This is a genomic window from Ruegeria sp. CDSB117 (assembly GCF_059611005.1).
The window spans coordinates 398,534-423,049 of record NZ_JBXWOS010000001.1 but is presented as its reverse complement, the minus strand read 5'-3'; the positions used below and the strand labels follow the sequence as shown (position 1 = coordinate 423,049).

Sequence of the window (24,516 nt, the reverse complement as noted above, 5' to 3'; positions counted from 1 at the left end):
TTTGGGTACTAGAAGCTGTCTTTTCTAGTCCGAATTTCAGCAAAAACTTCTGCGGGGTCTGAATTTTGCATTCCCAAGTGCGCCTGAATCGCCGGATCTGCGGCCCGCAAGAACGGGTTTGTGGCCTTTTCCAGCGCCATCGTCGAAGGAACCGTGGGTTCTCCGGCAGCCCGCGCGCGGTTGATATCATCAGCGCGTTTTTGCAGCGCAGCATTGGTTGGATCGACGGTCAACGCGAATTTTGCGTTTGATTGCGTGTATTCGTGGCCCGAGCATACGATTGTCTCATCGGGAAGCGCGGCCAGCTTGCTGAGAGAAGCCCACATCTGCGGTGCCGTGCCTTCGAACAAGCGCCCACACCCCAAAGCCATGAGGCTGTCTGCTGTGAAAACAACTGCGCTGTCCGGCATGTAAAAGGCGACATGGCCAACAGTATGGCCGGACACATCCAGCACCCGAATCTGCTCGCTTCCGAATTCAAACGTATCGCCGTCACTGACCTGCTGATCCAGCGGGGGCAGGCGGTACGCATCGGCAGCCGCGCCAACAACTTTGGCCGGGTGTTTTTCCAAAATGGCAGACAGGCCATCCACATGGTCCCAATGGTGATGGGTTAGAAGAACATGGGATAATGTCCAGCCGCGCTTGTCCAACTCGGCCAGAATGGGCCCGGCTTCGGGCGCGTCGACCAGTGCGGTATTGCCGCTTGCGGCGTCACGCGCCAGAAATGCGTAATTGTCGCTGAGACATGGGATGGTGACGACCTCAAGAGGCATGGCCTTTTGCCCTTTCGTTGCTAGACTGCGCCCAGCTAAGCTGATTGACCAGGTGTCTGCAATGCATCTTGATGTGCAGGATTTGAGGAACTTCTACTATCGCAGCACTCTGGGTCGTGCCGCGCAAGCGGCGATCCGTGGGCGATTGATCGAGCAATGGCCCGAGGCCAAGGGGCAAACGGTTGCAGGATTCGGCTTTGCGGTTCCATTGCTGCGTCCTTATCTTGCGGACGCCCGTCGCGTCATCGGCCTGATGCCGGGGCCGCAGGGCGTCATGCCTTGGCCCGCCGGAATGCCCAATGTGTCGGTTCTGACCGAAGAAACCCTGTGGCCCATTGAAACGGGCCATGTTGACAAGCTGATCGTGATGCACGGGCTTGAGACGTCGCAGCGGCCCAGCCAATTGCTGAGCGAGTGCTGGCGGGTGCTGGGGCCGGGGGGGCGCGCATTCTTTGTTGTGCCGAACCGGGCAGGGCTGTGGTCGCGGACGGATAAGACACCATTCGGTTTTGGGCGGCCGTACACGGCTTCGCAGTTAGAGAGCCAACTTAAGGCGCATCATTTTAACCCGGAAAGCCATTGTTCCGCTCTTTACCTGCCGCCATCGTTCAGACGTTTCTGGCTAAAGTCGGCGAGCCTGATTGAAAAGACCGGGCAACGGCTGCCGACAATCATGGCGGGCGGCGTGCTGATGGTCGAAGTCACGAAACACATCCGACCGCCCAGTGGAAGTGTCACAAAAGATGCAGAACGTCGTCCGATCAAAGCGCTCGATGGCTTGCTGAAGCCAGCGTGAGCCGTCCAGCCAATTTCCCACTTCAATTTGCGAAAATTGAGGGAAATAGGACACAGGAATCGCAAAAACCTCCACTTTCGTAACATTTTTCGTCCGTTTAAGCCGGATAAAAGGGTCGCACCCGGCTTAACTATTTGAAATTAAACATTTTGTGGATAAGCCTGTTGCCGTGATAATATATTGCTAGCTGGGTTCGGCTCTGCTAGACCCCCGTTGATTTTGATCCCCGACCGTCTGGCCGGGGTTTCTTCACGCCCCCGGGGTAGCTGCCGCAACGCGAATTCGGGGCCCAAAATATCGGAAGGGTGGACGTGTCCGAACCAGCTTCGATTTCCACAGGCATCGCCAAGCGCTATGCCACCGCGATCTTTGAGATCGCCAAAGAGAATAATGACCTCGCAGGTCTGGAAACCGGAATCAACGATCTGGCAGCAGCATTGGGCGAAAGCGCCGAGCTGCGCGACCTGATCGCATCGCCTCTGGTGTCTCGCGCCGAACAAGAAGGCGCTATTATCGCAATCGCTGACAAAATGGGTCTGCACGCCATCATGCGTAACACGCTGGCTCTGATGGCACAAAAGCGCCGCCTATTTGTCGTTCCGGAGTTGGTGCAGGTTCTGCGCGACATGCTGGCGGACGAACGTGGCGAAGTGACCGCAGATGTTGCGTCGGCGAAGGCGCTGACCAAGACACAACTGGAAAAACTGTCCAAGACGCTGTCCGAGCGTGTGGGCAAGACCGTGACAATAAATGCGACCGTTGATGAAAGCCTCATTGGCGGTCTTGTCGTTAAAGTGGGCTCGAAGATGATCGATAGCTCGATCCGTTCGAAGCTCAACTCCCTACAGAATGCAATGAAAGAGGTCGGATAAATGGGAATCCAAGCTGCAGAGATTTCTGCAATCCTGAAGGACCAGATCAAGAATTTTGGTCAGGAAGCCGAAGTGGCCGAAATCGGTCGCGTGCTGAGCGTCGGTGACGGGATTGCCCGCGTATACGGTCTGGACAATGTGCAAGCGGGTGAGATGGTCGAATTCCCCGGCGGCATCATGGGCATGGCGCTGAACCTGGAAAGCGACAACGTTGGTGTTGTTATCTTCGGTTCTGACCGTGACATCAAAGAAGGTGACATCGTCAAGCGCACCAACTCGATCGTGGACGTTCCGATTGGTAACGGTCTGCTGGGTCGTGTTGTTGACGGTCTGGGTAACCCGCTGGACGGCAAAGGCCCCATCGAATCCACCGAGCGTGGCGTTGCTGACGTCAAAGCACCTGGCATCATCCCGCGTAAATCGGTTCACGAGCCGATGGCAACCGGCCTGAAATCGGTTGACGCGATGATCCCGATTGGTCGTGGCCAGCGTGAGCTGATCATTGGTGACCGTCAGACCGGTAAAACTGCCGTTGCTCTGGACGCGATCCTGAACCAGAAAACTTACAACGATGCAGCAGGCGACGACGAGTCGAAGAAGCTGTACTGCGTTTACGTTGCGATCGGCCAAAAGCGTTCGACCGTTGCGCAGCTGGTGAAGAAACTGGAGGAGTCCGGTGCGATTGACTACTCGATCGTTGTGGCCGCAACCGCGTCCGACCCGGCGCCGATGCAGTTCCTGGCACCCTATGCCGCAACCGCAATGGCCGAATTCTTCCGCGACAATGGCCGCCACGCACTGATCATCTATGATGACCTGTCGAAACAGGCTGTGTCCTATCGTCAGATGTCGCTGCTGCTGCGTCGTCCGCCCGGACGTGAAGCTTATCCTGGCGACGTTTTCTATCTCCACTCCCGCCTGCTGGAGCGTTCGGCGAAGCTGAACGAAGACTTCGGTGCTGGCTCGCTGACCGCTCTGCCGGTTATCGAAACGCAAGGTGGTGACGTTTCGGCGTTTATTCCGACCAACGTGATCTCGATCACCGACGGCCAGATCTTCCTGGAAACCGAACTGTTCTATCAGGGCATCCGTCCTGCTGTGAACACCGGTCTGTCGGTTTCGCGTGTGGGCTCTTCGGCTCAGACCAACTCGATGAAGTCGGTTGCCGGTCCGGTTAAGCTGGAACTGGCTCAGTACCGCGAAATGGCTGCGTTTGCGCAGTTTGGTTCCGACCTTGACGCCGCGACCCAGCAGTTGCTGAACCGTGGTGCGCGTCTGACCGAGCTGATGAAACAGCCGCAATACTCGCCACTGACCAACGCTGAAATCGTCTGCGTCATCTTCGCCGGCACCAACGGTTACCTCGACAAGATCGACGTGTCCGATGTTGGCCGTTACGAAGCTGGCCTGCTGGCGCACCTGCGCGGCAAGCACGCCGACCTGCTTCAGTGGATCACCGACGAAGATCCCAAGATCAAGGGCGACGCTTCCGACAAGATCAAGGCTGCGCTGGACGAATACGCCGCAACCTTCGCTTAAGGGAGAGGCGGGCACATGCCAAATCTTAAGGACCTTAAAAACAGGATCGAGTCGGTCAAATCGACCCGCAAGATCACCAAGGCCATGCAGATGGTCGCGGCCGCAAAATTGCGCCGCGCCCAGGAATCTGCCGAAGCCTCGCGTCCCTATGCTGAACGGTTTAATGCCGTGATGGCAGGGCTGGCGGCGTCGGTCGGGGGCAGCGACAGCGCCCCCAAGCTGCTCCGTGGTACGGGCAGTGATGATGTCCATCTGCTGGTTGTCATGACAGCTGAACGCGGCCTGTGTGGCGGCTTCAACTCGAGCATCGCCAAGCTGGCCCGTGTCAAAGCGGAAGAGCTGCGCCTGAAAGGCAAGACGGTCAAGGTTCTGACTGTCGGCAAGAAAGGCCGCGACGCGCTCAAGCGTGATCTTGGCGATCTGTTCGTTGGTCATATCGACCTGAGCGAGGTCAAGCGTCTGGGTTACACCAACGCGCAAGACATCGCGAAGGACGTCCTGTCCCGCTTCGACGGGGGTGAGTTCGACGTTGCAACGATCTTCTACTCGAAGTTCGTGAATGTTGTGACCCAGATCCCGACGGCGCAGCAGGTCATCCCTGCTTCGTTTGAAGACACAGAGGGTGACGACAGCGATGCCGTGTTCGATTACGAGCCCAGCGAAGAGGCTATTCTGGCCGATCTGCTGCCCAAGGGGGTTGCGACCGCGATCTTCTCGGCTCTGCTCGAAAACGGAGCCTCGGAACAGGGTGCACGTATGTCCGCGATGGACAACGCAACACGCAACGCGGGTGAGATGATCGACAAGTTGACGATCCAGTACAACCGCTCGCGTCAGGCCGTGATCACCAACGAGCTGATTGAAATTATTTCCGGCGCCGAAGCGCTGTAGAGACAAACCGGAGACGAAACATGGCGAATGCAAAAGGCAAAGTCACACAGATCATCGGGGCCGTCGTCGACGTGCACTTCGAAGATCAGCTGCCTGAAATTCTGAACGCGCTGGAAACCACCAACAACGGCAAGCGACTGGTGTTGGAAGTTGCTCAGCACCTGGGTGAAAACACTGTCCGCACCATCGCGATGGACGCGACCGAAGGTCTGGTCCGCGGCGAGGCTGTAACCGACATGGGCGCACCGATCTCGGTTCCCGTTGGTAACGCCACCCTGGGCCGCATCCTGAACGTTGTTGGCGACCCCATCGACGAAAAGGGCCCGGTTGAGGCAACCGAATCCCGCGCAATTCACCAGCCTGCGCCGACCTTCGCAGAACAGTCGACCGAGTCGGAAGTTCTGGTCACAGGCATCAAGGTTGTTGACCTTTTGGCCCCTTACGCCAAAGGCGGTAAGATCGGCCTGTTCGGCGGTGCCGGCGTTGGTAAAACCGTTTTGATCATGGAACTGATCAACAACATCGCAAAAGTGCACTCGGGCTTCTCGGTGTTCGCGGGTGTTGGTGAACGGACCCGTGAAGGGAACGACCTGTACCACGAGATGATCGAATCGAACGTCATCAAGCCTGACAACCTGTCGGAATCGCAGGTTGCCCTGGTTTACGGCCAGATGAACGAACCTCCGGGAGCACGTGCGCGTGTTGCTCTGACCGGCCTGACCCTGGCCGAGCAGTTCCGCGACCAGTCCGGTACCGACGTTCTGTTCTTCGTCGACAACATCTTCCGCTTCACGCAGGCGGGTTCCGAGGTTTCGGCTCTGCTAGGTCGTATTCCTTCGGCGGTGGGCTACCAGCCGACGCTGGCCACCGACATGGGTGCCCTGCAGGAACGCATCACCTCGACCAAGTCGGGCTCGATCACATCCGTTCAGGCGATCTACGTGCCTGCGGATGACCTTACCGACCCTGCACCGGCAACTTCGTTTGCTCACTTGGACGCGACCACCGTTCTTAACCGTGCGATCTCGGAAAAGGGTATCTACCCGGCGGTTGACCCGCTCGACTCGACTTCGCGTCTGCTCGACCCGGCCATCGTTGGTGAAGAGCACTACAAGGTTGCGACCGACGTTCAGCAGATCCTCCAGCGCTACAAGTCGCTGCAGGACATCATCGCCATCCTCGGCATGGACGAACTGTCGGAAGAGGACAAGCTGACCGTGGCCCGTGCCCGTAAGATCGAACGCTTCATGTCGCAGCCGTTCGACGTGGCACAGGTCTTCACCGGCTCGCCCGGCGTTCAGGTTCCTCTGGATGTCACCATCGCGTCGTTCAAGGCCGTTGTGGCTGGCGAATACGATCACCTGCCCGAGGCAGCCTTCCTGATGGTTGGCGGCATCGACGACGTGATCGCCAAAGCGGAGAAGATGGCCGCAGAAGCTGCCTAAGGAGCAAACCTGATGGCAAACACGATGCAATTTGACCTCGTCAGCCCCGAGCGGAGCCTTGCTTCGCTCAGCGCGACCGCGGTCCAGCTTCCCGGCGCGGACGGGGACATGACGGCAATGCCTGATCATGCCCCCACCATCACGACGCTGCGCCCGGGCATCCTGAAGGTCGAGGCACCCGAAGGGTCCAGTGAATACCTGGTCACCGGCGGGTTTGCTCAGATCAATGGCGATGGCCTGTCGGTTCTGGCCGAAAAAGCCATTCCGGTCGCCGAAGTGACACGGTCGCATCTGGACGATCTGGTCGCCGAGGCGCGTGCTTCGCACGAAGCAGCCAAGGCAGGCGATGATCAGACAATTGTCGATGACGCTGCTAAACTGCTGGCCGACATGGAAGCCCTTGGAACGCATATGAGCCTATAAGGCTCATCGCATTCCGACAGTTAGAAACGGCCCCGTAAACACGGGGCCGTTTTTTTATCGTGATTTTATCAATGCGACGGGTTAAGGTCCGGAATTACATAGATAAAGACAAATCAATGAAGACGTTTCGAACCCATCCAATTGGTATTGACCAAGGCGAGGCAGTTATTTTTTCCGAATTCGCCGATGGTGGCGAAATGTGGACGGGCGAAGGACCGCGCCAGAGGCGGTCGAGTGTTGTTTTCAACCAACCGTTCCGATCCAATCCGGTGGTTCAGATCGGTGTCTCTTTGTGGGATGTGGATACATCTTCCGCTCTGCGCGCCGAAGTCACGGCTGAAGACATCACACCAGAGGGCTTTAGCGCCGTTTTCCGCACATGGTCCGATACACGGATCGCCCGGATACGGGTCACATGGACCGCAATCGGAGAGGTGGCCCATGACGACGATTGGAATATCTCTTAATACTGAGGGTCAATCATTTGGCACCACCTCTGTTTCCATTCGCTCGTAGTTACTGCAAAGCGGAATAGAAGTACTCCATTAACTGCTCGGGCAATCCTGTAAAAAGGACTATCGAAAAGGTCGCCAATGCGCCGATTGCAAAATACACCGGAACTCGGCCAAGCGCATATCCACGCAGAAATACGCCAACGAGTCCGATGAGTATCGAAGAAACAAGCAAAGAAATCGAAACCACTAAAGTACTCTGAAAGACCTCAAACGCGGTCTCAGTTGCAACTCTTGTAGCCATCACCCCTGATAAAAAGCAAACGCATGCACCAACACCGAGTATGAGGCCAAAAACCGAGCTTAGTGTTTGCGCCTTGCCCGATGCTCTTAGGATTTGGGGTTCACCGTTCTCTGAACTTTGAAGCGCAGTGCCATTGCGGGAACTTCGTTTGCTCAAAAAAGCGCGAAAGAGGATAAAGCAACCCGCTAGAAGAAAAACCAAGCCACTCAGAGCAAACGCAGTTATGAACCCTAGGCCATTGCTATCGCGAAGCACTTCGTATTCTTCGTTTAGGTCCTTGATAATATATAGTCCCATGCACATTAAGAGAGAACCGGCAAACACAACAGCTAGGTTCGGTTTCTTTTTTACCTGTGTCGGGGCGGTTTGTGACCCGCCATACAACGTTGCCCGAGGTTGTTGGGATTTGGCGTTGATGCGTTGTATGCGATCGTGAAAATTGGCGTTTGACATAAGGTGATTTCTTTTGGTTTCGCAATAAACTGCAACTTGCTGCGAGAATGTGGTGACAATTGGTCGGGTGGCCTCTCTTGTGAAAGGTTTTCCAGCGGGAGCAAGCGTTGAAATACATCGAAAATGGGGGTGTGACGAGGACAGGCGGGTCCCCTCAACCACCTGCCCGATCCCTAAGGTGGTGGGCGTAATGTGTTTTCATCAGTGCCGTGAACAAGCGTTTTTTGCACTTAGTTTCGCTTCGAAAGGTCTTTGGACTTGAACCCTATCAATCGTTGTCTTCGATCATGGCCACACGGGTTGCGTGACGCCCGCCTTCGAACTCGGCCTCCAGAAACGCATCTACGATATCCAGGGCCTGACCTTCACCCACGACACGTGCGCCAATCGACAGCATGTTGGCGTTGTTGTGCGCGCGGATCATGCGGGCCGAGAAGGCGTCAGAACACACGCCACAGCGAATGCCCGGAACCTTGTTGGCCGCCATCATGATGCCCTGACCTGTACCACACAGGACGATCCCAAGGTGGCACTCGCCCGAGGCAACGGCCTGAGCTGCAGCTTTGCCGTGGACGGGATAGTGCGTGCTTTCCGGTGTTTTGGGGCCGATATCGACGACTTCCCAGCCTTGTGCCGAGATATGGTCGGCGACCGCCTGGCGCAGCGCGATCGCTGCGTGGTCACTGGAAAGAACAATGCGTTTTGAGGCTGTCACGGGTACGTCCTGCCTTGCTGTGTTGACAAAAAAGGGCGGCTGCAACGCCGCCCAACTCGGTCAGTCCATGTGATACATCGACTCGTAGATCGGTGTCAGAGTCTTATCCTCGAACAATGAAGACACGCTTGTCCCGTTCCAGATGTTCAGGATCGCCTGCGTAAAGATTGGCGCAGTCGGCACAATGCGGATGTTCTTGGCGTTGGTGATCTCTTTGGTGGGCTGGATCGTGTCGGTCAGCACCAGAGATTTCATCACCGAATTTGTCACACGTTCGACCGCCGGGCCGCTCATGACACCGTGGGTGATATAGGAGTGCACTTCTTTCGCGCCGTTATCCAGCAGTACCTGAGCGGCCTTGCATAGCGTACCGGCGGTGTCGCACATGTCGTCGACAATCAGGCAGATCTTGTCTTTGACGTCGCCAATCACTGTCATCTCGGCCACTTCGCCAGCCTTTTCGCGGCGTTTGTCTACGATCGACAGGGGGGCGTTGATGCGCTTGGCAAGCTCACGCGCTCGGGCCACGCCGCCTACGTCAGGTGATACGACCATAAGCTCGTCCAGATTGTTCTGGAACTGGTGTTTCACATCCAACGCAAAAATCGGCGAGGCGTAGAGGTTGTCGACCGGCATGTCGAAGAACCCCTGAATCTGCGCTGCGTGCAGGTCCATGGTCAGGATACGTTCGATCCCGGCACCGGTCAGCATGTTAGCCACCAGCTTGGCGCTGATCGGCGTGCGTGCCTTGGTGCGGCGGTCCTGACGGGCATAGCCAAAATAGGGGATCACGGCGGTGATACGCTGTGCGGAAGACCGACGCAGCGCATCAGCGATGATCAGCAGCTCCATAAGGTTGTCATTCGCCGGATTCGACGTCGGTTGGACAATGAACATATCCTCGCCGCGCACGTTCTCGAACACTTCGACGAAAATCTCGCCGTCATTGAAGCGTTCGACCCGCGCATCGACAAGATTCTGATCGACGCCACGATACAGGCTCATGCGTCGCGAGATGGATTCGGCAAGAGGAAGGTTGGCGTTCCCAGCGATAAGCTTGGGTTCGTTGAGTGTCGGCATCGGCTGAGGTCCCCGGGCAGCAATGGCAATGTGACAGATTCGTGATGTTGACACCGCTTAGCACGGGTCTAACGTCCAGCAAAGATAACGCAGCGGAGAAAGTGCAGATGACCCAGATTGACTACTATTTTGCGACACTCTCGCCCTATACCTACCTTGCAGGTATGCGGTTGGAAGAGGTGGCGGCGAAACATGGCGCGACGATCAACTACAAACCGCTGGATATTGTCGCTCTGTTTGGGCGTACGGGGGGCACTCCTCCGAAAGACCGCCATATTTCGCGGATCGAATATCGGGCACAGGAACTACAGCGACAGTCCAAACAGCTTGGTATGGAGTTCAATCTGCAACCCGCGCATTGGCCAACCAATGCGGCACCATCGTCCTATGCGATCATCGCTGCGATCAAGGATGGATCGGGCGACGTTGGAAAACTTGCGCATTCCTTCGTGCGGGCCTGTTGGGCCGAGGAAAAAGACATCGCGCAGGATGATGTGATCCGCGATTGCCTGACACAAGCCGGTTTTGATCCAGGGTTGGCGGATAGCGGCCTTCTGGTGGGCGCGGAAACTTATGGCGCCAACCTGGAAGAGGCTGTGGATCGCGGCGTATTTGGCGCGCCGTTTTACATCACCGAAGACGATCAGCGGTTCTGGGGGCAGGACCGGCTGGATGATTTGGACCGCCATTTGTCGAAACTGAAGGGATGAGGGACACCCCCCTGGAAGACAACATCTTTGTCAGAACGTCGGGGCAGGGCGCGCGCAAGGTGCTCGCCCTGCACTGCACGATCGCGCATTCTGGGGCGTGGTCGGGGCTGGCGACGGAACTAGAGGGCGTGGCGACATTTACGGCCCCCGACATGCCGTCTCATGGACGCAGTACAGATTGGGACGGGCACGGGGATTTCTTTGACCAAGTGACCCAACTGTCGGCCGCGCATCTGACCGAACCGATGGATGTGATCGGGCATTCCTTTGGCGGGATGCTAGCCCTTCGGCTGGCTGTCGAGTTTCCGGACCTGGTCCGCAGTGCGGTCCTGATCGAGCCTGTGTTTTTTGCAGTTGCGATTCAGGACACGCCCGATTTGGTGCGGCAACATGATGAAGAGGCGAAACCTGTCTCTGATGCGCTCGCGGCCGCAAATTTTGAAAAGGCCGCCCGTTTGTTCAACCGGATGTGGGGCGCACAGGACGGCCCACGATGGCCCGATTTGCCTGAACGAACCCGCGCGGGAATGATCCGCGGTATTCACGTTGTGCCCGCCGTTGATGACGCTTTGTTCCTTGATCAGAAGGGGATATTGAACCCTGGCGTTCTGGACCGCGCATCCATGCCGGTTCTGATCCTCAGCGGGTCTGAGACGCACCCCGTCATGCCCGCGATCGGAGAAGGTCTTGCCCGGCGGCTTCCCAATGCCAGAACGGGCGTTGTTTCGGGTGCTGATCACATGGTCCCAATCACGCACCCGGATCAGACGGCTGCCGTCATTCGAAAGTTTTGGGGTGGTCTATCCTGAACCATGTTGCGTACAGGATGACGCCCCTAATCCCTGAAATCACAACAAGCCGATGAACCGGTCGATATCATCTGAGTTGATCGACCAGTCGCAGACCAGTCGACAGGCCAGGATCTCGTCGTCATCCGCACCGTCCAGCTCTGCGCCCCACAGATGATAAACCGCACCCGCTTGGTGCAACTGCTTGTGACGCGCGCGCGAAAACTGCGCAAAGATCATATTGGCTTGCGGCTCATGTAGAAAGGTTGCGCCTTTGGCGCGTAGACCATCGGCCAGATGCGCGCAGTTAGCGTTGGCTTGTCGCGCCATCTGCAGCCACAGATCATCGTTCAGATATGCGGCCATCTGGGCGGACAAGTAACGATGCTTGGAGAACAGATGCGCACCACGCTTGCGCCGCAGTTCGAATTCCCAGGCCTTGGATTCGTCAAAGAAAACCACCGCTTCGACGCCCATCAGACCGTTCTTGGTGCCACCGAAGCTGACCGCATCGACGCCCGCTTTCCACGTCATCTCAGCAGGCGAGCAATTGAGCGCGACCAACGCGTTGGTGAACCGGGCACCATCCAGATGAACTGGCAGGTCGAATTCCTTGGCGATACTGCAAAGCGCCTGCAATTCGGCCAGTGAGTAAACCGAGCCACGCTCTGTCACCTGAGTGATCGACACGGGCCCACGCTGGGGACCGTGCACGCCACGTGTTTCTTCGGCCAAAATCGAGCGACGCAGCGCTGCGGGCTCCATCTTGTCGCCGCCCGGCACCAGTGTCAGCTTTGCGCCGCTATAGAACTCGGGCGCGTTGCATTCATCCTCGTGGATATGCGCGACGGGTGAACAGAACACGGTTTCCCATGGGTTTGAGAGTGTCGCCAGAGCCAGCGAATTCGCGGCTGTCCCGGTGGCTACCAGATAAACTGCGGCCCCTGGCGCTTCGAAGATTCCGCGAATACGATCGCGCACTTCGTTCATCAGGGTGTCCGCGCCATAGGCCATTTGATAGCCCTGATTGGCTTCGTTCAATGCGGCCATAACCCGCGGGTGAACCGGACCGGAATTGTCAGAGGCGAAATACATCAGCTGGGTTCCTCAATGATATAGTCTTCCCACTCTTCCAAGGGGGTTTCGAATTCGGATACCGTGCGCCCCTGAACTGACATGCCAGCTGCGTGCACGCTGTCCGGTGTACCTGATATCAGGGGATGCCATTCGTAAAGTGGTTTCCTTTCCCACAGCAGCCGATAGGCGCAGGTTTGGGGCAGCCAATAGGCGTGATCGTCGATGTTGTTGGGCTTCATCACGATGCATTCCGGGACGAATTGGTGGCGGATGTCGTATTGCGTGCAGCGGCAGGTCTCATCGTCCAGCAGACGGCAGGCGACGCAGGTCAGGGCGACCTCGCCGGTGTCCTCATCCTCAAGCTTGTTCAGGCAGCATTTGCCGCAGCCGTCGCACAAGGCTTCCCATTCGCGCTGGTTCATCTTGGTTAGCGGTTTGCGTTCCCAGAACCGCGGGCCAAGGCCTTTGCGATCGATCGGATCGGTGGTCATAGCGCGGCCAACAGGGTGCGGGCCTTGTCGCAATCGGCATCCATCTGCGCGATCAGGGCATCCAGCCCGTCAAACGTCATCTCAGGGCGCAGGTATTCGACCATGCCGACGGACAGGGTCGAACCATACAGATCGCCTGAGAAATCGAACAGGAAGGTCTCGATATTCGGAACCTCTCCGTTGAACATAGGGCGAACGCCGACAGAGGATGCGCCGTTATAGCTGCCCTGATGCGGTCCGTCGAGCACATCGACCAGCACCGCATAGACGCCAAATTTTGGCGGGTGCAACCCTTCGATGGACATATTCGCGGTGGGGAACCCAAGCTCGCGCCCGCGTTGTTCGCCGCCGATCACTTCGCCCTCGACGCGGTGCCAATGGCCCAGCATTGCCGCTGCGTCGCGGGGGCGGCCATCGGTCAGCGCGGTGCGGATACCAGTCGAGGATACCACATCGTCAGACCGTTCCATCAGCGGTGCAATGGTGACGCCAAACCCCATCTCTTGCCCGAACCGGGCCATATCTTCGGCGGTGCCACTGCGCCCTTTGCCGAAACAGAAATCCGCGCCGACCACGACGTGCGATAGACCAAGTCCCTCGCAGATGACATTGCGGGCAAAGCCTTCGGGCGTCAGACCGGCAAGCGCTGCATTGAACGGCAATTCGTACAGCTTTTGTACACCCAGTTTCTCCAACCGGTGCGCACGTGCGTTTCCGCGCATCAGACGAAAAGGTGGGGCATCGGGTGCAAAGTACTCGCGCGGGTGAGGCTCGAACGTCAGAACACCAAGCGGAGCATCCGGGGCCACGCTTTGTGCAAGTTCAATCACCGACTGATGGCCCACATGTACGCCATCGAAGTTCCCGATTGCCACACTGGCACCGCGGTCTTCTGGCTCGACAAACTGGAAATCACGGATGATCTGCATGTAGCTTGCCTAGCGGGACTGGTGACCGGGTTCAAGCACCTGATTGGTACAAATGCCGCGCAACAAAAAAGGGCACCATTCCCAGTGCCCTTCAAAAGGATAGATGTATCGAGGCTTCAGTCGAACTTGCGCGAAGGGGCCAAAACCATGGCTTCGCCTACCAGCACCTTTTTGCCATCGACCGCACAGTGACAATCCAGCTTCACGCGACGCTTGGCAAAATCAATATCGATCACTTTGACCTCGGCATAGACCATATCACCGGGGCGCACCGGAGCCAGGAATTTGAGAGACTGACCCATATAGACCGTGCCGTGGCCCGGCAGCTGCTCGCCGATCACGGCTGAGATCAGGCCCGCCGTCAACATGCCGTGGGCGATACGACCTTCGAAGATCGTATCGCGGGCATAGTCGTCGTCCAAGTGTACCGGATTCCGGTCCGTTGATACCTGCGCAAACATTTCGATATCTTCGTCCGTCACCACTTTGCGCAGGTGGCGGGTCATGCCCATCTCGATGTCTTCAATACAGATCGTGCCGCGTGGAAGATTATCCAACATGTCGCCCTCACTCGAGTTCAATGGGCAACAAAACAACTCAAGTCGCCCCAGTTTGGCAACTTTATTACTTCGCAGCTGCAGAAAATCAAGTCTTTTCTGACTATCTCAATCGACCGATTGTGTAGGTCGGATTAATGTTTTCCTTTGCAATATAGTCACTTAGGGATTCATGGTGCGGATGATGCTCAGTTTTTGTTTCCGCTGCGGCCAAGCCACCCGAGATGAACAGAGAATCAATCCCTTCGCCCATACCGCCCAGAATGTCCGTATGCGGGCCGTCGCCGATCACCAGAATGTCGCCATCCGGGATGTCGTGACCCAGTTCCTGCAGCCTGCGCCGCGCCAGATCATAGATCGGCGGGTGGGGTTTTCCGAAATAAAGGCTCTCGCCTCCCATCTCGGTATACAACTTCGCCAACGCACCGGCGCACCATTCCCTAACTTCGCCTCGATCGACAACAATATCAGGATTTGCGCACAAGAGTTTCATACCCATTTGCTTGGCATACAGAAAGTCTGCGCGGTTGACGGATGGGTCCGCCATCGGATCAAACGGGCCGCAGCAGACGATCCCTTCGGCCTGGTCCAGTGGAACGCGTTCGATGTGGATCGGGTGATGCAGAATTTTCAATGGTTCAAAGAATCCTGCGTCTCGCTGCCATTCCCCCATGAAATAGACTTTTTGACCGACTGCTCCACGGAACATGGCCGAACGTGCCGAATCCCCACTGGTGGCGATGGTGTCATAGGCGTCTGCGGGGACATTGAATTGTCCAAGCTGCTCAGCCACGCCAGCACGTGGTTTGGGTGAGTTGGTGACCAGTACAACGATCCCGCCTTGCGCCCGGTAGTTTTGCAAAGCTGCAACCGCCTCGGGATAGGCAGTGATGCCGTTGTGAACGCATCCCCACAGGTCAACGAACAGTGCCTTGTAGCGGCCTGAAATCTCGGAAAGCGTGTGGATGATCTGGGTCATGGGAGCCTCGGGATCTGAAATTCTGAGTTGTGACAGCTATGGCAAAGCTTTCACCTCTTGGCCATCCCGCAATACCAATTGCGGGTCGAACACGGTGTGTCTGATCGTGTCATTCGACGATTTCTTCGACATCGGGTGCTTGTTGGACGTTTTCGGTGCCCAATATGATCTGTGCGCCGATCCTGTTCTGGAAACGCACTACGACCAGATAACCCAGCCCCAGTTCTTTCTGAAGTACGTCGACCAAAGGCGTGTCGCGCAGGGTCTCGGGCAGCAAACCGGCGATCGAGGATACTTTGTAAGCCGCTTCAATCGGAAGGTCCACGATCAGCCAAATATCGGCGTGTTTACGTTTGGCATTCACGTCCACGCGGATGATCTCGACCGACACCGGATCGGCCCAGTCCCGGATCGTTTGCGCCAACTGTGCCTCGGTCCGGGTTTCGAGGTAACGGTTGTAGGTCGACTTTCCCAGTTGAAGGACAACGAAGGCCAGGAATGCCAGTGTCACCACCACGCTTGCGGTGAAGTTCAGCTTGCGCCGACCCTTGCTAAACACCACCGCGCGCGCCGCATATACGATGTAAACCGCGCAGGCCGACAGAATGATTGCTCCAAGGTTGGTGGCAAACAGCAGGCCGGCCTCATAGGCCTCGGCGGGCTCGTCGAAATACAGCAAAACACCCGATGCAGACAGAGGTGGCACCAAGGACACGCCGATGGCTGCACCGGGAAGCAGGCTGGCCTCGGACCGGTTGATTTGAACGTAAGCTGCGGCCACTCCGGCGGCGAGGGCAACGATCAGATCCTCGGTGCCCGGATCCGTTCTGGCGAGAACCTGATCGGGGATCAGAATGCCGCGCGGGACGTCTGCGACATAGACAAGAAGCCACGCCAGCAAGACGCTGATTACCGCGGCACCGCAGACAATCAAAGCCAGTTTGAACGCGCGACCCAGCCATCCCATGACCATCGCCGCCGCGACCCCAAGGATCGGGGTCATCAATGGCGCAACAAGCATTGCGGCAATTACCACCGCACCGGAATCTCGCAGCATGCCCATCGTGGCGATCACCACGGATAAGGTCAGAAGCATGGCAAACCGTCGCCAATAGGCAGATTTGTCCTTGCCTTCAAATCTCAGGATGTCGCGTGTGGTGCTGAACTTGCGGGAACTCATGAACGTCGTCTGACCCAATTCGCTGTCTGGCTATTAATGTCAGACTACCAACGGATGCCATTCGCGCAAAACATTAGTAGCAAAGAAAAAAGGCGCCCGGGTGGGGCGCCTTTCGGTTGGGATGTTTGTCAGCGTCAAACCTTGAGGTTCGGGATGATCTGTTTTTTGCGGCTCATGATGCCGGGTAGGACTACGGCATCGCCGTCCACGCTTGCGCCAAAGCTCTTTTCGGCGACACCTTTGACCAGATCGTTGGGTACCAGCAGAGTGGCCTCTTCGTTCAGGATATCGACTACGAACAGCAGAACCTGATCAACACCGTCTTCCTTGGCTACGTCAGCCATCGAACCCGCCAGGCTGGCCTTGCGGTCCAGAACGACGCCGGGTGCAGTGGTTTCCAGAACCGAAACGCGGAACTTGGTACCGTCGACCTCATATTCCTTGCTGTCCATGCGGATCAGTTCGGCGTCCGAGAAGGACGAGACATCCGATTTGGCCGCGAACATTTCCGCGGCATAGGTCGCGACGTCCAGACCCAGCTCGGCAGCCAGCTTCTCGGCCACTGCGCGGTCATGTGCGGTGGTGGTGGGTGAGCGGAATTCCAGCGTATCCGACAGGATGCAGGTCAGTGCGGCGGCTTTGATGGCGTCGGGCATCTTGGCGGCGTCGTCACCGATCAGGTCCATCATGATGGTCGCCGTGCAGGCCAGCGGGCGCACGGTGATGTCGATCGGGCCTTTGGTTTCCAGGCCACCAACCAGCTTGTGGTGGTCGATGATTGCGCGGATGTCGGCGCTGTTTACGCTGGCTGGCAGCTCGGCCGGGTTGTTGGTGTCCACGATGACTACCGGTGCGCCCTCGGCCACGTCCTCGATGATGCGCGGCTTTGGCAGGTCCCAGCGCTGCAGCAGGAATGCCGCTTCGGTGTTGGGTTCGCCCAGCAAAACCGGCTCAGCCTGTTCGCCTTTGATTTCGTTCAGGTACCATGACCACAGTATAGGTGAGCCTGTGGAGTCGGTGTCGGGGGATTTATGTCCAAATACGAGCGTTGTCATGTCAGCGTCCTGAGGGTGATCATTTTGCGCGCCTTATAGGGCGGTCCGCCGGGGTTGTCACCCGACAGTGTTTACGCTGCGACGGTTGGTCTGAAATCGAGGTGGGTCAGAACGGGGCGCGGGTCAGGGTGTACCCGGTCTGATGCAATTGGTTCAGCAGCCCGTAGTCGCCCCCAAGATGCCCGGCACCGACCGCGATCACGACAGTTTGGTCCTGAATGTTCAGAATTTTCTGCATCCAGTTGCTGTTGCGCTCGACCAGAAGCTTTTGCTCGAAATCATTCCATTCCTCGTCGAATACTTCGGGCGGCAGACCCGAGTCTTCCAATCCCTGAAGGCGGGCGAGCTGGATGATTTCGACATGCTTCTCTTCCAGGTAGGCGTTGGCCATCGTCGCCAGTTGATCCTCGCTGCCGCCCATGGCACCGGCCATCCTCACAAGGGACTGGACCTGTTTTTCGATGGGGTGGCTGTCGAACATATTCATAAGATCGGCAATCTGTTCAAGCGAGCGTTTGGGGATGCCCAACTCGTCAGCCAGCTGATCCAGACGGGCGTCCATCCCGTGGTTCGCACTGGGGTCCTGCATCATACACGGGGGGACGCCCAGCATCATGCTCAGAAACCAGGGCCGCATTTTGGCTGCCATCCAACCGGGGATACCGCGTTCGGATAACCCGTCAGACAGGGCAGACCAATCCTCCTCAGACATCAGGTCAATCAGGCTGGGTCCCGAGGTGATCATCACCGGGCTCATGTCCTTGGCCAGGTTTTGTTCGAACGCGTCCATTTCTTCCTGCGTTACCTCGAAATAAAACGCGTCCGCATCGCTGAGGGCCGGCGTTAGTCGTTCGACCACTGCGTCCATGCGTGGGTCATTGGCATGCAACGTACCAACAAGGTGCAGGATCGTGTCCCCCTTGGACGCGATCCAGTGATTACCTTCGGCAAACGGGATATCAGCGACTGCCTGTTGCAGTTCGGACTTTACCGCGGGGCTCAGTCCCGGCCTCAGATCATTCCCTTCGCATGCGGCCTGCACTGCGGCGGGCAGGAATAAGAAAAGCAGCGGTGCAAACAGGCGCATAAGGATCATCTCGGAAACTTCAGTGTGACCGCGACATTGCCTTTGCGCAGCAATGTATTCAAGCCAGATGCAGGTGATGGCTGGCGTTCGCGGCAAATTTGCATAGCATGGCGGAATGGACCGTGAGCAGGATCTATACCCGCCGATCAAGGCGCTGTTCGAGCGTCAGGGCTACACCGTCAAAGGCGAAGTCGGCGCAGCCGACATCGTCGCCATTCGGGATGGTGATGAGCCGGTGATCGTTGAGCTGAAGCTGCGGTTCTCATTGGCGCTGTTTCATCAGGCAATCACGCGGTTAAGGGTGACTGACCAGGTCTATATCGGTGTGTGCAAACCCAAGGGGCGAACCGCGCGGCGTGCGTTAAAGGACAATTTGGCGCTGTGCCGCAGGCTTGGTCTTGGTCTGATCACTGTACGTGCTGACGGCGCGGTCGAGGTGCAGTGTGACCCTGGCCCGTATGCACCGCGAAAAAACAAAGCAAAAGCGGCTCGTCTTTTGCGTGAATTTGACCGGCTTGAAGGTGATCCCAATGCAGGAGGGGCCACCCGGCACGGGATCGTGACGGCCTATCGTCAGGACGCGCTGAAATGTGCAGCCCATCTGGCCGAATGCGGCGCGACAAAGGGGGCAGAAGTTGCCCAATCCACCGGCGTCGCCGAGGCCACGCGCCTGATGCGGGATAATCACTACGGGTGGTTTGATAAGGTCGATAAGGGGGTCTATGCGCTGTCGACTACAGGGGTCGAAGGGTTGAAACACTGGGCCTATAGCTGGGAAGAGACCGGCTGAGCCTCGCAACTAAAAAATCCAACACAGCTTGTTGACACGGGGTTTCCGACCCCCTAGCTATGCCTCGTTATCACTCTCTACCCTTGAGTGCTAACGCCTCGCCAGCCGGCGAGGGGAGGATAATAAACTTTGAGCCCAAGGAGCTGCAAAGATGGCATTGAAACCGCTTCATGACCGCGTGCTGGTTCGTCGTACCGAAAGCGATGAAAAAACCGCAGGCGGGTTGATCATTCCCGAAAGCGCAAAAGAAAAGCCCAGCGAAGGCGAAGTCGTTTCGACCGGTGAAGGCGCGCGCAAGGACAGCGGCGAACTGATCGCAATGGCTGTAAAAGCTGGCGACAAGATCCTGTTCGGCAAGTGGTCGGGTACCGAGGTTCAGGTCAACGGCGAAGAGCTGCTGATGATGAAAGAAAGCGACATCATGGGGATCATCGAGTAAGCGCTCGCGCTTCTCTGATCTTCATTTCCAACATTTTTCTCAAGGAGAAACAACATGGCTGCTAAGGACGTCAAGTTCGACACCGATGCCCGCAACCGCATGCTGTCAGGTGTGAACATCCTGGCCGATGCTGTCAAAGTAACCCTGGGCCCCAAAGGCCGCAACGTGGTGCTGGACAAATCCTTCGGCGCACCGCGCATCACCAAAGACGGTGTATCGGTTGCCAAGGAAATCGAACTGGAAGACAAGTTCGAAAACATGGGCGCGCAGATGGTGAAAGAAGTCGCCAGCCGCACCAATGATGAAGCTGGCGACGGCACCACCACTGCAACTGTCCTGGCTCAGTCGATCGTCAAAGAAGGTCTGAAGCAGGTTGCTGCTGGTCTGAACCCGATGGACCTGAAGCGCGGCATCGACCTGGCAACTGCCAAAGTCGTTGAAGGCATCAAAGAGATGGCGCGTGAAGTCAAAGACTCGGCAGAAGTCGCTCAGGTTGGCACCATCTCGGCCAACGGCGAAGCCGAAATCGGTCAGCAAATCGCAGACGCGATGCAGAAGGTTGGCAACGAAGGCGTTATCACTGTCGAAGAAAACAAAGGTCTGGAAACCGAGACCGATGTTGTCGAAGGTATGCAGTTCGACCGTGGCTACCTGTCGCCTTACTTCGTCACCAATGCTGACAAGATGATCGCAGATCTCGATGATTGCATGATCCTGCTGCACGAAAAGAAACTGTCCTCGCTGCAGCCGATGGTTCCGTTGCTGGAGCAAGTGATCCAGTCGCAAAAGCCTCTGCTGATCATTGCTGAGGATGTTGAAGGCGAAGCGCTGGCAACTCTGGTTGTCAACAAACTGCGCGGCGGCCTGAAAATTGCTGCTGTCAAAGCACCGGGCTTCGGCGATCGCCGCAAGGCCATGCTGCAGGACATCGCAATCCTGACCGGCGGTCAGGTCATCAGCGAAGATCTGGGCATGAAGCTCGAGTCCGTCACTATGGACATGCTGGGCACTGCCAAGAAAATCGAAATCACCAAAGACGAAACCACCATCGTCGACGGTGCTGGCGAGAAAGCCGAGATCGAAGCACGTGTTGCTCAGATCCGCACTCAGATCGAAGAAACCTCGTCGGACTACGACCGTGAGAAGCTGCAAGAGCGCGTTGCTAAACTGGCAGGCGGTGTTGCTGTTATCCGCGTAGGTGGCATGACCGAAGTTGAAGTGAAAGAGCGTAAGGATCGTGTTGACGATGCTCTGAACGCAACGCGCGCAGCCGTTCAGGAAGGCGTTGTTGTGGGCGGTGGCGTTTCGCTGGTTCAGGCCGGTAAAGCACTGGACACTCTGAAAGGCGCAAACGCTGATCAGGACGCAGGCATCAATATCGTGCGTAAAGCCATCGAAGCGCCGCTGCGCCAGATTGCTGAGAACGCGGGCGTCGACGGCGCAGTTGTTGCAGGCAAAGTTCGCGAATCTTCTGAAGCGGCCTTTGGTTTCAACGCTCAGACCGAAGAGTATGGCGACATGTTCTCGTTCGGCGTTATCGATCCGGCCAAAGTTGTCCGCACTGCGCTGGAAGATGCAGCATCGGTTGCTGGCCTGCTGGTCACCACCGAAGCAATGGTTGCTGACAAGCCTGCCAAAGACGGCGCGCCTGCTGGCGGCGGCATGCCCGACATGGGCGGCATGGGCGGCATGATGTAAGACGTCGAATTCGCCTCGGCGAATTCTGACGGTCCCGACAGGCGCTTGGCTGTAAGGCCAAGCTGCCGAAGGGGAAGCCTTAAAATATAGGGACGGGGTCGCCTTCGGGCGGCCCCGTTTCGTTTTGCGGACCATCCCGCAGGAATGTGAGTGTGCAAAACGCGCCGAAACCGGCTATGTGGTTGATATGAAACTGTTCCTACTCACGTGCCTGACGATGTGCGCCTTTGCGTCCAACTCGATACTTAATCGGCTAGCGATTGATAGTGGCGCCAGCGATCCCGCTGCCTTTGCCGTGGTGCGGGTTTTAGCCGGTGCAGTGGTGCTGGCCGGGTTGGTTCTTCTGAGGGCTGGCCATTTGCCCCTGTTTGACCGGCGCAGGATTGCCGGGGCAGGGTCGTTGTCCCTGTACATGATCGGATTCTCTGTCGCCTATCTGACGCTGGACGCGGGTCTTGGCGCGCTGATCCTGTTCGGGGTGGTGCAGGTGACGATGTTCACTGTGACATCAGTGAAAGGCACTCTGCCCACTGGTCGGCAGATCGCGGGCGCCGCAATCGCGTTGCTGGGGTTGGGCTACGTGCTTTGGCCGTCCGGATCGATACAGGTCAACCCGGTCGGAGCAGCTCTGATGATTGCTGCCGGGATCGGCTGGGCGATCTATTCGCTGGTTGGCAAGTCCGAACCGGATGCCTTATCCGGCACTGCTGCAAATTTCGTCGTGGCATTGCCAGTGACAACGCTGGCTTTATTGGCGACAGGAGGGGCGTGGCACATGACTGCTAACGGATACTTGCTGGCCGCGTTGGCCGGTGCGGTCACATCAGGGATGGGGTATGCGCTGTGGTATCAGGTTCTGCGGGAATTGACGCCCACAACGGCGGCCGTCGTGCAACTCAGCGTTCCGATTATAGCCATTATTGGCGGTGTCCTCCTGCTGGGCGAGGCCGCCAGCCTGCGCCTGATCATGGGGGCCGGGCTGGTATTGGGCGGAATTGCACTGGCCGTTCTGCGCAGGACGCCGCGGTAGGGGTTTATTCGCTGGACGTTAGGCCTTATCTGGCGGCTATGCGTTATTTGCTTGCCCTCTTTCTGTTCTTTGTGCCTGCCATTGTGCAGGCAAAATGCGTGGTCCTGCTGCATGGGTTGGCACGGACCGAAGCGTCTTTTACCGTCATGGAACAGTTGTTCAAAACGCATGATTATACCGTGGTGCGCCCGGGGTATTCCTCTACCGACCTGCCAATTCCCGATCTGGCTGCACAGACGCTGCCGGGTGCATTTGCGGAATGCAGCGACGACAAAGTCAATGTTGTCGCGCATTCGATGGGCGGTATTCTGTTGCGCTATTGGCTGCAGGACAATCATCCGGAAAACCTGGGTCGCGTAGTCATGCTCGGCCCGCCCAATCAGGGCAGCCAGCTGGTGGACGAACTTAGCGCGTATGAGGTGTTCGGGATGTTGAATGGCCCGGCCGGTCTGGCGCTGGGCACGGGCCCCGAAGGTATCCCACGACGACTGCCCCCCGTGGATTTCGAACTTGGTGTGATCGCCGGGGAGAATTCGTTGAACCCACTGTTTTCTTCGATGATCGATGGCTCGGATGACGGGAAAGTTTCGGTTGAAACGACCAAGGTCGAAGGGATGGCGGATCATATCGTCCTACCGGTGACTCACACGTTCATGATGAACAATCCACGCGTGATGGCGCAAGCGCTGCATTTCATCGAGTTCGGTCAGTTTGATCCGCAGATCACATGGCTGGATGGGGTGATGGAAATCATCGATGAAATCTGCATTGGGCAGGATTGCTCGGAACCGGACTCGGAGCGCTCTGAATGACCGCACTTTCTCTGACTTTGTCCGGCGCAGAGGTTCTGTTGCCGGATCAGGGCATGACTCGTGCCGATCTGTCCATTTCTGACGGGGCCGTGCAACGGGACCGGGCGGGACGGACAGTCGACCTGTCTGGATATCTGGTGATGCCCGGCATCATCGACCTGCACGGCGACGGGTTCGAGCGTCACATCGCACCGCGACGAGGGGCGATGAAGCAGATGGACGAGGGCATCCTGTCGGTCGAGGCCGAACTGGCCGCCAACGGGATCACGACGGCGGTCCTGGCCCAGTTTCTAAGTTGGGAGGGCGGCGTACGCGGCCCTGAATTCGCTGGCCAAGTGTTCGATGCTATTGCGTCGGTCAAAGATCGCGTCGTCACCGATTTGCTGCCTCAGCTACGGTTCGAAACCCACATGCTCGAGGAATATCCGAGCCTGCCTGAACGTATTGCCGCGTGGCGTGTGCCATACGTGGTGTTCAACGATCACCTGCCACATGACAGGCTGGCCGAGGGGCGCAAGCCGCCGCGCCTGACGGGGCAGGCGCTTAAGGCCGGGCGTAATCCTGAAGCACATTTTGAGATGTTGCTGTCCATGCATGCCCGAGGCGATGAGGTTTCCGCAGCCTTGGACGCGCTCTGTGCGGCATTGTCCGAGCAGGGTGTCCGTATGGGCAGCCATGACGACGCAACGGCTGAAACTCGCGCCGATTGGCGGGAGCGAGGTGCTCAGATTGCCGAGTTTCCCGAAACGCTAGAGGCGGCTGAGGCCGCTCGGGCTGCTGGGGACCACGTTATTCTCGGATCACCCAACGTGGTGCGCGGCGGATCGCACAAGGGCAACGTTAGTGCGCTGGATCTGATCACCATGGGGCTGTGTGATGCGCTGGCCTCGGATTACCATTATCCCAGTCCCAGGCGAGCGGCTTTGATGCTGGCCAAATCCGGTCTGTTGGATCTGGCCGGAGCCTGGGCGTTGGTCTCGTCCGGTCCGGCACGGGTTCTTGGGTTGCAGGACCGGGGCACTCTTGCCCCGGGTCAACGCGCAGACCTAGTGATACTTGATGCTCGGTCCCACCACGTCGCTGCTACGCTGGCTGGCGGGCGGGTTAGTTTCATGTCCGGTGATATCGCCGCACGGTTCGTGGGCTGA

General features: G+C 57.5%; 27 protein-coding genes. 15 read left to right on the top strand and 12 right to left on the bottom strand.

Annotated elements, in window-relative coordinates; all coding sequences use genetic code 11:
- Nucleotides 1–8: 8 nt before the first annotated feature.
- Nucleotides 9–776: a hydroxyacylglutathione hydrolase gene (gene gloB, locus AC2FJC_RS02130; protein WP_496738221.1), complete on the bottom strand. Its 768-nt coding sequence runs from the start codon at nucleotides 774–776 to the stop codon at nucleotides 9–11.
- A gap of 61 nt (nucleotides 777–837) precedes the next feature.
- On the opposite strand from gloB, the gene AC2FJC_RS02125 reads away from it, so the two are divergent.
- From AC2FJC_RS02125 to AC2FJC_RS02095, 7 genes are all read left to right on the top strand, one after another.
- Complete coding sequence (locus AC2FJC_RS02125; RefSeq protein WP_496738220.1) at nucleotides 838–1,572, top strand: class I SAM-dependent methyltransferase; 735 nt, start codon at nucleotides 838–840, stop codon at nucleotides 1,570–1,572.
- Nucleotides 1,573–1,883: 311 nt separating this feature from the next.
- Nucleotides 1,884–2,444, top strand: coding sequence for a F0F1 ATP synthase subunit delta (locus AC2FJC_RS02120; RefSeq protein WP_108859262.1), 561 nt, complete (start codon nucleotides 1,884–1,886; stop codon nucleotides 2,442–2,444).
- The gene (gene atpA / locus AC2FJC_RS02115; protein ID WP_058275507.1) at nucleotides 2,445–3,983 is read left to right on the top strand and encodes a F0F1 ATP synthase subunit alpha; all 1,539 of its coding nucleotides are present in this window, start codon (nucleotides 2,445–2,447) and stop codon (nucleotides 3,981–3,983) included.
- Nucleotides 3,984–3,998: 15 nt separating this feature from the next.
- Entirely contained in the window at nucleotides 3,999–4,874 is an 876-nt protein-coding gene (locus AC2FJC_RS02110) for a F0F1 ATP synthase subunit gamma (protein ID WP_108859263.1), read from the top strand.
- Between the two features lie 20 nt (nucleotides 4,875–4,894).
- Entirely contained in the window at nucleotides 4,895–6,319 is a 1,425-nt protein-coding gene (gene atpD, locus AC2FJC_RS02105; protein ID WP_108859264.1) for a F0F1 ATP synthase subunit beta, read from the top strand.
- Between the two features lie 12 nt (nucleotides 6,320–6,331).
- Entirely contained in the window at nucleotides 6,332–6,742 is a 411-nt protein-coding gene (locus tag AC2FJC_RS02100) for a F0F1 ATP synthase subunit epsilon (protein ID WP_058276005.1), read from the top strand.
- A 116-nt stretch (nucleotides 6,743–6,858) separates the two neighbouring features.
- Complete coding sequence (locus tag AC2FJC_RS02095; protein ID WP_282151793.1) at nucleotides 6,859–7,209, top strand: H-type lectin domain-containing protein; 351 nt, start codon at nucleotides 6,859–6,861, stop codon at nucleotides 7,207–7,209.
- Nucleotides 7,210–7,258: 49 nt separating this feature from the next.
- Here the strand turns inward: AC2FJC_RS02095 and AC2FJC_RS02090 are convergent, their stop codons facing one another.
- The 3 genes from AC2FJC_RS02090 to AC2FJC_RS02080 all read right to left on the bottom strand — a co-directional run bounded on the left by AC2FJC_RS02090 (nucleotide 7,259) and on the right by AC2FJC_RS02080 (nucleotide 9,746).
- Entirely contained in the window at nucleotides 7,259–7,951 is a 693-nt protein-coding gene (locus tag AC2FJC_RS02090; protein ID WP_496738219.1) for a hypothetical protein, read from the bottom strand.
- Between the two features lie 268 nt (nucleotides 7,952–8,219).
- Nucleotides 8,220–8,666, bottom strand: a complete 447-nt coding sequence (gene rpiB / locus AC2FJC_RS02085; RefSeq protein WP_496738218.1) for a ribose 5-phosphate isomerase B — start codon at nucleotides 8,664–8,666, stop codon at nucleotides 8,220–8,222.
- Between the two features lie 60 nt (nucleotides 8,667–8,726).
- Nucleotides 8,727–9,746, bottom strand: a complete 1,020-nt coding sequence (locus AC2FJC_RS02080) for a ribose-phosphate pyrophosphokinase (protein WP_496723970.1) — start codon at nucleotides 9,744–9,746, stop codon at nucleotides 8,727–8,729.
- 107 nt (nucleotides 9,747–9,853) lie between these two features.
- Between AC2FJC_RS02080 and AC2FJC_RS02075 the strand changes: the two genes are divergently transcribed.
- A complete protein-coding gene (locus tag AC2FJC_RS02075) occupies nucleotides 9,854–10,456 on the top strand; it encodes a 2-hydroxychromene-2-carboxylate isomerase (protein ID WP_496738217.1) in 603 nt (200 codons plus the stop codon).
- On the top strand, nucleotides 10,453–11,265 hold the full coding sequence (locus tag AC2FJC_RS02070) for an alpha/beta fold hydrolase (RefSeq protein WP_496738216.1): 813 nt from the start codon (nucleotides 10,453–10,455) through the stop codon (nucleotides 11,263–11,265). Before AC2FJC_RS02075 ends, AC2FJC_RS02070 begins: the two co-directional genes overlap by 4 nt.
- A gap of 39 nt (nucleotides 11,266–11,304) precedes the next feature.
- Here the strand turns inward: AC2FJC_RS02070 and AC2FJC_RS02065 are convergent, their stop codons facing one another.
- From AC2FJC_RS02065 to AC2FJC_RS02030, 8 genes are all read right to left on the bottom strand, one after another.
- Entirely contained in the window at nucleotides 11,305–12,339 is a 1,035-nt protein-coding gene (locus tag AC2FJC_RS02065; protein ID WP_496738215.1) for a threonine aldolase family protein, read from the bottom strand.
- Complete coding sequence (locus AC2FJC_RS02060; RefSeq protein ID WP_496738214.1) at nucleotides 12,339–12,812, bottom strand: YcgN family cysteine cluster protein; 474 nt, start codon at nucleotides 12,810–12,812, stop codon at nucleotides 12,339–12,341. The genes AC2FJC_RS02065 and AC2FJC_RS02060 overlap by 1 nt, the downstream gene beginning before the upstream one ends.
- Nucleotides 12,809–13,741, bottom strand: coding sequence for a bifunctional riboflavin kinase/FAD synthetase (locus AC2FJC_RS02055; RefSeq protein WP_496738213.1), 933 nt, complete (start codon nucleotides 13,739–13,741; stop codon nucleotides 12,809–12,811). The genes AC2FJC_RS02060 and AC2FJC_RS02055 overlap by 4 nt, the downstream gene beginning before the upstream one ends.
- Before the next feature lie 116 nt (nucleotides 13,742–13,857).
- Complete coding sequence (locus AC2FJC_RS02050) at nucleotides 13,858–14,301, bottom strand: MaoC family dehydratase (RefSeq protein WP_058275996.1); 444 nt, start codon at nucleotides 14,299–14,301, stop codon at nucleotides 13,858–13,860.
- A 100-nt stretch (nucleotides 14,302–14,401) separates the two neighbouring features.
- Entirely contained in the window at nucleotides 14,402–15,277 is an 876-nt protein-coding gene (locus AC2FJC_RS02045) for a TIGR01459 family HAD-type hydrolase (protein WP_496738212.1), read from the bottom strand.
- A 109-nt stretch (nucleotides 15,278–15,386) separates the two neighbouring features.
- Nucleotides 15,387–16,457, bottom strand: coding sequence for a DUF389 domain-containing protein (locus tag AC2FJC_RS02040; RefSeq protein ID WP_496738211.1), 1,071 nt, complete (start codon nucleotides 16,455–16,457; stop codon nucleotides 15,387–15,389).
- A 134-nt stretch (nucleotides 16,458–16,591) separates the two neighbouring features.
- Complete coding sequence (locus AC2FJC_RS02035; RefSeq protein ID WP_472723122.1) at nucleotides 16,592–17,512, bottom strand: manganese-dependent inorganic pyrophosphatase; 921 nt, start codon at nucleotides 17,510–17,512, stop codon at nucleotides 16,592–16,594.
- Nucleotides 17,513–17,618: 106 nt separating this feature from the next.
- A complete protein-coding gene (locus tag AC2FJC_RS02030) occupies nucleotides 17,619–18,608 on the bottom strand; it encodes a TraB/GumN family protein (protein ID WP_496738210.1) in 990 nt (329 codons plus the stop codon).
- A gap of 106 nt (nucleotides 18,609–18,714) precedes the next feature.
- Here AC2FJC_RS02030 and AC2FJC_RS02025 point away from each other — a divergent pair, with 106 nt between their 5' ends.
- The 6 genes from AC2FJC_RS02025 (at nucleotide 18,715) to AC2FJC_RS02000 (ending at nucleotide 24,516) form a co-directional block, all read left to right on the top strand.
- Nucleotides 18,715–19,389 carry a DUF2161 domain-containing phosphodiesterase gene (locus tag AC2FJC_RS02025; RefSeq protein WP_496738209.1) on the top strand — a complete coding sequence of 225 codons (675 nt, stop codon included), beginning with the start codon at nucleotides 18,715–18,717 and terminating at the stop codon, nucleotides 19,387–19,389.
- Between the two features lie 151 nt (nucleotides 19,390–19,540).
- The gene (locus tag AC2FJC_RS02020; protein WP_058275523.1) at nucleotides 19,541–19,828 is read left to right on the top strand and encodes a co-chaperone GroES; all 288 of its coding nucleotides are present in this window, start codon (nucleotides 19,541–19,543) and stop codon (nucleotides 19,826–19,828) included.
- Between the two features lie 54 nt (nucleotides 19,829–19,882).
- A complete protein-coding gene (gene groL / locus AC2FJC_RS02015) occupies nucleotides 19,883–21,526 on the top strand; it encodes a chaperonin GroEL (protein WP_058275524.1) in 1,644 nt (547 codons plus the stop codon).
- Between the two features lie 187 nt (nucleotides 21,527–21,713).
- The gene (locus AC2FJC_RS02010) at nucleotides 21,714–22,556 is read left to right on the top strand and encodes a DMT family transporter (protein WP_496738208.1); all 843 of its coding nucleotides are present in this window, start codon (nucleotides 21,714–21,716) and stop codon (nucleotides 22,554–22,556) included.
- Between the two features lie 38 nt (nucleotides 22,557–22,594).
- The gene (locus AC2FJC_RS02005; RefSeq protein WP_496723998.1) at nucleotides 22,595–23,368 is read left to right on the top strand and encodes an alpha/beta fold hydrolase; all 774 of its coding nucleotides are present in this window, start codon (nucleotides 22,595–22,597) and stop codon (nucleotides 23,366–23,368) included.
- Complete coding sequence (locus AC2FJC_RS02000) at nucleotides 23,365–24,516, top strand: alpha-D-ribose 1-methylphosphonate 5-triphosphate diphosphatase (protein ID WP_496738207.1); 1,152 nt, start codon at nucleotides 23,365–23,367, stop codon at nucleotides 24,514–24,516. Before AC2FJC_RS02005 ends, AC2FJC_RS02000 begins: the two co-directional genes overlap by 4 nt.

What these genes read in the sequence shown, in the direction of transcription:
- AC2FJC_RS02080 (WP_496723970.1), bottom strand. Translation starts at nt 9,746, where the DNA reads ATGCCGACACTCAACGAACCCAAGCTTATCGCTGGGAACGCCAACCTT.
- gloB (WP_496738221.1), bottom strand. Translation starts at nt 776, where the DNA reads ATGCCTCTTGAGGTCGTCACCATCCCATGTCTCAGCGACAATTACGCA.
- AC2FJC_RS02020 (WP_058275523.1), top strand. Translation starts at nt 19,541, where the DNA reads ATGGCATTGAAACCGCTTCATGACCGCGTGCTGGTTCGTCGTACCGAA.
- AC2FJC_RS02035 (WP_472723122.1), bottom strand. Translation starts at nt 17,512, where the DNA reads ATGACAACGCTCGTATTTGGACATAAATCCCCCGACACCGACTCCACA.
- AC2FJC_RS02125 (WP_496738220.1), top strand. Translation starts at nt 838, where the DNA reads ATGCATCTTGATGTGCAGGATTTGAGGAACTTCTACTATCGCAGCACT.
- AC2FJC_RS02100 (WP_058276005.1), top strand. Translation starts at nt 6,332, where the DNA reads ATGGCAAACACGATGCAATTTGACCTCGTCAGCCCCGAGCGGAGCCTT.
- groL (WP_058275524.1), top strand. Translation starts at nt 19,883, where the DNA reads ATGGCTGCTAAGGACGTCAAGTTCGACACCGATGCCCGCAACCGCATG.
- AC2FJC_RS02030 (WP_496738210.1), bottom strand. Translation starts at nt 18,608, where the DNA reads ATGATCCTTATGCGCCTGTTTGCACCGCTGCTTTTCTTATTCCTGCCC.
- AC2FJC_RS02010 (WP_496738208.1), top strand. Translation starts at nt 21,714, where the DNA reads ATGAAACTGTTCCTACTCACGTGCCTGACGATGTGCGCCTTTGCGTCC.
- atpA (WP_058275507.1), top strand. Translation starts at nt 2,445, where the DNA reads ATGGGAATCCAAGCTGCAGAGATTTCTGCAATCCTGAAGGACCAGATC.
- AC2FJC_RS02110 (WP_108859263.1), top strand. Translation starts at nt 3,999, where the DNA reads ATGCCAAATCTTAAGGACCTTAAAAACAGGATCGAGTCGGTCAAATCG.
- AC2FJC_RS02050 (WP_058275996.1), bottom strand. Translation starts at nt 14,301, where the DNA reads ATGTTGGATAATCTTCCACGCGGCACGATCTGTATTGAAGACATCGAG.
- AC2FJC_RS02065 (WP_496738215.1), bottom strand. Translation starts at nt 12,339, where the DNA reads ATGTATTTCGCCTCTGACAATTCCGGTCCGGTTCACCCGCGGGTTATG.
- AC2FJC_RS02075 (WP_496738217.1), top strand. Translation starts at nt 9,854, where the DNA reads ATGACCCAGATTGACTACTATTTTGCGACACTCTCGCCCTATACCTAC.
- AC2FJC_RS02070 (WP_496738216.1), top strand. Translation starts at nt 10,453, where the DNA reads ATGAGGGACACCCCCCTGGAAGACAACATCTTTGTCAGAACGTCGGGG.
- AC2FJC_RS02025 (WP_496738209.1), top strand. Translation starts at nt 18,715, where the DNA reads ATGGACCGTGAGCAGGATCTATACCCGCCGATCAAGGCGCTGTTCGAG.
- AC2FJC_RS02095 (WP_282151793.1), top strand. Translation starts at nt 6,859, where the DNA reads ATGAAGACGTTTCGAACCCATCCAATTGGTATTGACCAAGGCGAGGCA.
- AC2FJC_RS02055 (WP_496738213.1), bottom strand. Translation starts at nt 13,741, where the DNA reads ATGCAGATCATCCGTGATTTCCAGTTTGTCGAGCCAGAAGACCGCGGT.
- atpD (WP_108859264.1), top strand. Translation starts at nt 4,895, where the DNA reads ATGGCGAATGCAAAAGGCAAAGTCACACAGATCATCGGGGCCGTCGTC.
- AC2FJC_RS02060 (WP_496738214.1), bottom strand. Translation starts at nt 12,812, where the DNA reads ATGACCACCGATCCGATCGATCGCAAAGGCCTTGGCCCGCGGTTCTGG.
- AC2FJC_RS02090 (WP_496738219.1), bottom strand. Translation starts at nt 7,951, where the DNA reads ATGTCAAACGCCAATTTTCACGATCGCATACAACGCATCAACGCCAAA.
- AC2FJC_RS02005 (WP_496723998.1), top strand. Translation starts at nt 22,595, where the DNA reads ATGCGTTATTTGCTTGCCCTCTTTCTGTTCTTTGTGCCTGCCATTGTG.
- AC2FJC_RS02045 (WP_496738212.1), bottom strand. Translation starts at nt 15,277, where the DNA reads ATGACCCAGATCATCCACACGCTTTCCGAGATTTCAGGCCGCTACAAG.
- AC2FJC_RS02000 (WP_496738207.1), top strand. Translation starts at nt 23,365, where the DNA reads ATGACCGCACTTTCTCTGACTTTGTCCGGCGCAGAGGTTCTGTTGCCG.
- AC2FJC_RS02040 (WP_496738211.1), bottom strand. Translation starts at nt 16,457, where the DNA reads ATGAGTTCCCGCAAGTTCAGCACCACACGCGACATCCTGAGATTTGAA.